At 39.6% G+C, this 7,418-nt stretch carries 6 protein-coding genes; 1 reads left to right on the top strand and 5 read right to left on the bottom strand.

Annotated elements, in window-relative coordinates:
• Window positions 1-112: 112 nt before the first annotated feature.
• The 3 genes from CLV62_RS19985 to CLV62_RS19975 form a co-directional block, all read right to left on the bottom strand.
• Window positions 113-1,009: a tyrosine-type recombinase/integrase gene (locus CLV62_RS19985; RefSeq protein WP_245904149.1), complete on the bottom strand. Its 897-nt coding sequence runs from the start codon at window positions 1,007-1,009 to the stop codon at window positions 113-115.
• Between the two features lie 476 nt (window positions 1,010-1,485).
• Entirely contained in the window at window positions 1,486-2,067 is a 582-nt protein-coding gene (locus CLV62_RS19980) for a DUF4923 family protein (protein WP_110312540.1), read from the bottom strand.
• Between the two features lie 78 nt (window positions 2,068-2,145).
• Entirely contained in the window at window positions 2,146-3,468 is a 1,323-nt protein-coding gene (locus CLV62_RS19975) for a metal-dependent hydrolase family protein (protein ID WP_110312539.1), read from the bottom strand.
• Between the two features lie 413 nt (window positions 3,469-3,881).
• On the opposite strand from CLV62_RS19975, the gene CLV62_RS19970 reads away from it, so the two are divergent.
• Complete coding sequence (locus tag CLV62_RS19970; protein WP_110312538.1) at window positions 3,882-4,859, top strand: hypothetical protein; 978 nt, start codon at window positions 3,882-3,884, stop codon at window positions 4,857-4,859.
• A gap of 142 nt (window positions 4,860-5,001) precedes the next feature.
• Here the strand turns inward: CLV62_RS19970 and CLV62_RS21830 are convergent, their stop codons facing one another.
• Entirely contained in the window at window positions 5,002-5,151 is a 150-nt protein-coding gene (locus CLV62_RS21830; protein ID WP_170120114.1) for a hypothetical protein, read from the bottom strand.
• A gap of 118 nt (window positions 5,152-5,269) precedes the next feature.
• Window positions 5,270-6,433, bottom strand: a complete 1,164-nt coding sequence (locus tag CLV62_RS19965) for a hypothetical protein (protein WP_146212807.1) — start codon at window positions 6,431-6,433, stop codon at window positions 5,270-5,272.
• Window positions 6,434-7,418: the final 985 nt, after the last annotated feature.

Here is a 7,418-nt window from a genome sequence, read left to right as displayed (position 1 = left end):
GCCCCTGAAAAGGCTTCGAGCATCCGTCCGGCTATCAGGTCGTATATCTTGCGTTCATCGTAGTTCAAGGTTTGGGGCAGGCAATCGGTGATTAATAAAGCGTGGTGGTCGGTTACCTTCTGGGCATTGACCGAACGGGTATTACAGGAAGGTTTTCTTTCTTGGCGGCACTCGCCCAGGAATGGCGGCTGACATGGGTGGAGACCGCAGAGTGGATGCCGGCCAGACGGGCCAGGCGTTTGAGCCGGTTATTCTGCAGGCGAAGGCCGCTCTCGTATTGCAGGCGAAGGGGTTTATGGGGTGAAACCAGAATCGGGAAGATGTACAGGGAATCCCGGGTTTGAAGGCTGAAGCTGTGGATAATCTCCTGCATGACCGGCGTGATTTTCAATTCAATCAATCCTCCCGTCTTTTTGCGGTAGTAGCGGATACGCTTACCCTGGATGTTCTCCTTACGCAGATAAGCCAGATCTACAAAGCTCATGCCACGGGCATGGAAGCAGAAAAGAAAAAGGCGGCGGGCGGCATCCAGACCCCGGAAGATTTCCTGATCACGCACAGAGCTACCCTCTTTTGCCCCTGCTGTTGTACCTGACCCAAGGCTAAGATCAAGGTCGTTCAGGGTTTTGAGCTGATCCATGGTCAGGGAGCGCTTGCGGGTTTTCTGAACTCCGGTATAGACATCCGAGAATGGGTTTTGACCGGTATCGGCAATGCGTTTGCAGGCAATAGCCTTGTTGTAGATCGCACGCAGGTTACGCATATAGAAGGAGATTGTATTGAGGGTTTTTCCCTTGTGCTTCATATCGTTTTCGAAGTCTTTGATCAGGCAGCTGTTCAGGTGCTTGAGAGGCAGATCCCTGCCGGCATTGAAAGCGATCAACCCGCGGGCGGCAGTACGGTAGGCACGTGCCGTGCGTTCCCGGCCTGAAGCGATAAGAGTATGGGACTGCTGCCCGGTAAAATGATAAAGCCAGTGGCTATCCAGGCGAAGGCGGTAACGGCCCATGATGTCCTCGACACGGTAACGACCTGATTCTTCCAGATTATGGATGATATGGGCAAAAGATTGTTCTATGTTCTGCTGTTGTTGTTCTGCCTTGTTCAGGTAAGTTATACGCTCTTCTGAAGAATCGCTAAGGACGATCCGGCGGCTCGTGGAATCCCACTCCCGGCAGTAGAGGCGAATGTTTGTACTGTGACTAAGCACACGACGGGCGTGGATGATACGAAAACAGAGCGTGCCGGCATGACAGCCGATGCGGCTGGAGGCACGAAGATAAAAGGTTAATGTAGCCATAGTGATCGTTAGGGTTGAATAAAAAGGGTTGTTTATGCAAAAGTAAACACTTTTGCCGGGGGAGCAAGTGTTAGAGGCCAGGGATTGGAGAAAAAAGGAAATGGAGGTTGTCTCATCTGTTTTTTTCGCATATCTCACCACACGTCAAGGAGCACAATCAGCTATTTTTCACACTCTGCGTATATTTATTCTCTTTTTTTGAGCTCTAAGCCTGTCATCATACCATCATAGGATTTTAGTAGGGAGGTTATATCAGCAATAACGCCCACCCCCGAATGCCCTCCAATAAATGTTACCAGAGAAAGGAAACTGCCGGTTTCAAACAGTAAGGATATTTTCCCTTGCGAAGCTGAAAGCTTTGCTTTAACGGGAATATGATTGAGGTATTTTAATGTTATATATTTACTGCTGCTGTCATACGTATATTTGCCACTCATCTTTTTCCCTTTGGTAGTATTGGTAAAAGTACTGTCCGGGGTAAACGTAAAAACGGTCACCCCCGGCTCGAATCCGATTTGATTAAGCTGATCGCTGAGTTTGCTTTCTATCCGGGCGGCGGCTACTTTTCCTCCTGCCTTTTTCAAAAGATTGTCCGACTCAAACTTAACGGCAACTTCTTTATATACCCAGGTTCCTTCAAGATCAAGGGCCGTAAAATGATCTACTGTGGATTTTATTACATTCTTTACTGACTGCCCCTGAATTGTCGCTGCTCCCGAAAACAGGAACAGGCATATCATAAATAAGTAAAATCGGCTTGTCTTCATATTCTTCAATTTTTATTGACTCTTTCGTCTAAATTTCTCTATTGGCAATTAAGAGAGACCTTACTTGAAAGAAGAAAGCTACTCTGTTCTGTTTTTATAAATAACCCCGTCTTTCATAATTAACAAAAAGTTCTGTTCCGGATCTTCAATCAGTTTAATATTCTTGATCGGATTACCATCTACAATAATCAGGTCGGCATAAGCTCCTTCTTGTATGACACCTAATTTATGAGGATAAGGATTACGGGGTCCGCTCATCGCTAATAGCTCGGCGTTGGTTGATGTCGCCATTTTTAATACCTCAAAGGGAGTATACCAACGAGTAAGCTTGGCTAACTGTGCTCCCTGGCGTGTAGTTAACTTCGCATCGAATAAACAATCCGAACCCCATGCCGTTTTAACTTTGTATCTCTTAGCCAGTTGATAAGCATTGTCCGTGCCTTTGGTCATTTCCAGTTGTTTGGCTCTGTTTTCGCTTCCTTCGGGGAAAGGGATCGCATCCTCGTCATCCAAAAATGCTTGCAAAGACCACCAGATTCCTTTTTCTGCCATCATTTTTACTGTACTTTCATCAATCAATTGTCCATGTTCGATACATTTAACTCCGGCTTCGATAGCAGTAATTATAGCTTTGGGTGTATAGGCATGTACTGTAACGTAGGTACCCCAGTTATCAGTAGCATCGACCGCAGCCTTGAATTCATTCTTTGTATATTGAGCCACATCCAGCGGGTCATAATCGGAAGCTACACCACCTCCTGCTGCAAGCTTGATCTGGGAAGCTCCTGCACGAAGTTGCTCACGGGTTCTTAACAGAACTTCATCATAGCCATCCGCTACCATTGCCATTCCATTGGCTTCCATATAAGTTAAGGCTCCGCAACTGTGTCTCGGAGCATCGTTAGGCAGTCTGAAATCGCCGTGACCTCCTGTCTGGGAGATCATAGCTCCACTGGGGTAAATACGGGGTCCTTTCGTCAGTTTTTGATCGATTGATTTTTTCAAGGCAAAAGGATTGCCTCCAACATCCCTTACAGTAGTAAAGCCTCTCATTAATTGCTTTTCGGCAGAGTTTGACGCAAATAAACTGATATAGGACATATCGGCAACCATAGCCTGATTGATCGGCATGGCATCCATAGTGGTGTGGGCATGGGCGTCAATAAGTCCGGGCATCAGGAATTTTCCTTTACCGTCGATAATCATTGTCGTGCCACTTTTGTTGGTCATAATCGGACCTGTAGAGATCTTGGTAATCAGATTATTCTCAATAAGAACATTACCTGTGGTCGTTTTCTCGTCTGTTCCATTAAAAATCTCGACATTGTTGATTAAGATTGTCTTTTGTCCCATCAGCATAACAGGTAAAAAGAGTAATAAGGAAATAATGATTTTCTTCATGTGTGCAAATTATTAATATGTTTTTTATTAGCAGTTCATTTTCAGTTGAGTTTAAAAGTTACTCCTGAAGCTCCATAGATGTTCTGTATGATAAAACTTATGAAGTATTCCGTTTATAAAGTAGGTAACTTGTATTAAGAGCCTGTTCTTGATCTTTTTTCTTGGTTTAGCCGCTTCACCTACCAGCCAAAATTGATCTCAAAACAGCACGAATAAAGATACCGATAAAATCTCAAAATAAAAAATAGTAAGAATAAAAATATTCACAGATCAATATAATGTTTAATATTTACATACATTTGTAATTTACGGTATTAAATGACTATCTTTTCCTGCTTTATTCTTGCAGGCATAATAAGTTTTTACTGTAGTCCTTAGTTTCATCTTTGCTAAATAACTATATAGATATATAAATGGCTAATAACAAAATAAATACCAATGGACCTTACTCGACTTTCATTGAGAAAATAAAAAATGTTATAACAGGTTCTATTGTCGAAACTTTAGAAGAGATTATCCCCTTAAGCAAAGTCGCTATCTACAGAAGATTACAGGGAACAGTCCTTTTTTCTTTACCTGAAGCCTTTCAAATAGCTCGGAAATTCCAAATATCACTAGATGAAATAACCTTTGAAAATTCTAACAACTACCTTTTTAGGGTAAACAAGCCTTCTAATCTTTCTCTTGAAGACACATATGCCGACTTTATAACCTTTGGTGTTAGCAATATAAATGATTACTTAGATAAAGGAGAAGGACACCTTTATCTGGCAGGATCGGGTTTGCCTATTGCTTTTGCTTTAAACTATGATTGTTTAATGAAATTCCGCTATTTCAAGTGGCTTCATGAAAACCGGGGGATGGCAATCAATCAAAAGAAGTTTTCTGAAACCGTATTACCTCAAAAGCTATATGATATTTCTATAGCATTTATGAATCAGCTAAAGCATGTTGAAAGCACTTTTATACTCTCCGATGCGATGTTAGGAAACTATCTTAAAGAAATTAATCATTTTATGTCTTTAGGCCTTTTCGAACAACCCGAGATAGAGTTGATAAAAGAGACTTTGCATGAGCTAATAAATGAATTTCAGATTGTGGTCGCTTCAGGTAGAAATAAAAATGGAGCAAACATTCACGTATATTTGACTGACATTAATATAGATTCGACTTTTGGGTATTTAGACAAAGGCAAATTAGATTTTACTTTTAGTAAAATCTTTGGAATGAATTATGCTACATCCCAGAATAAAGAAATATTTTCAATGTATAAATCCGCTTTTGAGGATCTAAAAGATTATGCCACCTTAATAACCCGCAGTAGTTCTGCCAGGAGATCGTCCTTTTTTAAAGAGCAACATAGACTTATAGATGAAGTCTTATCGAAATAAGCAATTAAAATTAATCAACTACCAGTATGGTCTAACTTCTAAAAAAAACGGAGATGTAGAAGTCCGGCTAAAAATGCTGGAAATAAGCATTATTCTTTAATCTTTTTTTTTATCACTCCGAGTTTTTGCGAATCTCTTTTATTCAAAAAACAAAGGTCATTGCTGATAAGATTTCGGTCGGAGAAGTTGTTGATACTACCCCTAAACCGATACCGATTATACCCAATAATAGAGATACCCACCAATACTTTGCTTCATATTTTACTGACTTGATACTATTCATTTCCATCATTATTCATTTAAGTGTTTATTTTCTTAATGTTTAAGTGATTGTTCTTGAGCCTGTTTGTTTTTTTACAAAAACTTCATTATACTAATTTTCAATCCCTTTTTCGCCATAAATCAGTATCTTATTCTGTAGCTCTAATTTGATTTATCTGAAGATAGGCTTTAGTTTTAGATGCTTCTGACTCATTAGCTCCTACAAAAGGATTTGGTGCACCCATCATGAAAGATAATGTATATACCGTTTTATCATTAACATCAGTACTTGTCCACATATATGAGCGTTGTTCAGGTGCATAGTAGTAAACATCCGGGTCGCCCCAGGCTGCATTTGCGTCTGTTGATACAGCAATAGCTGTATCGCTATTAGCATAGTTTCCTGCATATATCGTATTTCCGTACCACATATTTGCCAATGGAAGCCTCAGTGCATTGCTGGAATGTCCTAAAGTACCTCCCTGATAAGAAACATGACCATTCCACATAATGGTAAGTGGTGCTAAATTACTCCTTATCTGAAGATCTGCATTAGCAAGATGCACTCCATTAGGCACAAAAACTCTGACAGAATATTTTCCATCGGGGGATGTTATTACCCTGTGAAATCCAGAAGCACCATTGTCATTTGTTGCTTGTAAGCGGCCTACAGTAGCTCTGTTTTTGATTACGGCATCTTCTGCATCTCCCGTAGTTATAGTACAATTTTTATCAAGGAAGGTGATTGGAAAGCTTGCAGCAGTCGGAGAACTGAATCTTGGCGTACCGGTAATATCGTATGTTAAATATCCATATCCATACTCTAAACGACCGGCTTTCAGCCGGATAGACAAACCGGTATTACCTGTAGAGGGAACCCAGTTGCTTGCAGCAGGATATTTACCGCCATTACCACCCGTATAAGGCATTTTTATTGTACCAACAAATGGTACTCCGGCCTTAAATACCTGTGGTTCCATCCGTACCTCGGCACAGACTAAGAGATCAATCTTTGGACTTATAGCGGAATTTGTTTCGATATTAGTCCATTCGGAACCGTTCCAATAATAATATCCTTTGGCTAGTACCGAGCCTGTATTATAGACCAATAATCCTTCGGCCTGACCTGATAGTCCATCCAAATTCATATCAATCGATGTTAACTCGACCCTTGGTATTAATATTCCTTTATTTGAACTTACGATATCTAATATAGCAGATGGGTCGGGACTTTCTGTATTTATACCTACTTGGGCTGAAGCTTCAAATGATGCAAGGATCATAAGACAGAGTAAAATGTTTTTTAAATTCATATTTTAATTGAATTATTATAAACTATAATTGATTTTAATTGAGTTATTATTTTGGAGGATATAGCAAATTTCGTTGTCCTTTTTTAGATATTCTCTATAAATTGTCCTCCAATCAAATCGATGAAATCACAAAGCATCGGAATATAATAAATTATATCAATATCGATTCATGTAATAAACACGGATGGTTTACGATTTATTCAGCTCTAAATTAAATATTTAAAACCGCATAATAGCATTGGAATATAAAACAAAGCTGTTGTCCTTTTTTATGATCAGACAAAGTTAGATGATAAATAATTGCCTTAATTATTTCCTTATTTCTTTTTTTGATTACACAAGTGTTAAATATATCGGTTTTCGGTAATTATTATCCACATATTATACTATAAGGATAATACAGATAGATGCTTGATAAAAAAAAGTAAAACAACAGACTTTTGTTTGTCGTATTATGAAAATAGACAATATAGACACTCCTCTGTAATTCCTCGTATCCCGAAAGGCTTTTTATGAATGGTATGCAGGATTTGAATATATGCTTTCAGTTAGAGGTTTATATCTTCTGAGATGAATTGGATGTTCGGTGCAATAACGATTATGATTATACAGGTGCAGTGGGTTCGATGGATTTAGATTAAACTATTCTATCAGGCGGATATTCCCATCAAACAAGTTCACAAGCTCTGATTTCTGTTTACTCGTATACTTGCTAACTAGTCAACTGTTTTTAGACTTCCCAAAGCAACGTTTAAAGCAGTGAGAGCAAGGTTAAGTTTGCTTGAACTATGCCGGATCGCGATAACCAACGCTCACAGGAATTCGTAAGAATCGGCGGAGCCAACAGAAATGCATGTAAAAAACTTAATGAAATTGAATAAATAGGTCTGTGACCTTAATACTTTGGAGTGTGCTCAGGCTATCAATAAAATCAATGCTCAATGTAATAATAATAGGCAGTAATAAAGGAAATAAGTTAGCGAAG

The organism is Indolivaga alginatilytica (assembly GCF_003201355.1).
GTDB classification, from domain to species: domain Bacteria; phylum Bacteroidota; class Bacteroidia; order Bacteroidales; family Dysgonomonadaceae; genus Dysgonomonas_A; species Dysgonomonas_A alginatilytica.
This window is presented reverse-complemented; position numbering and strand designations above follow the sequence as displayed.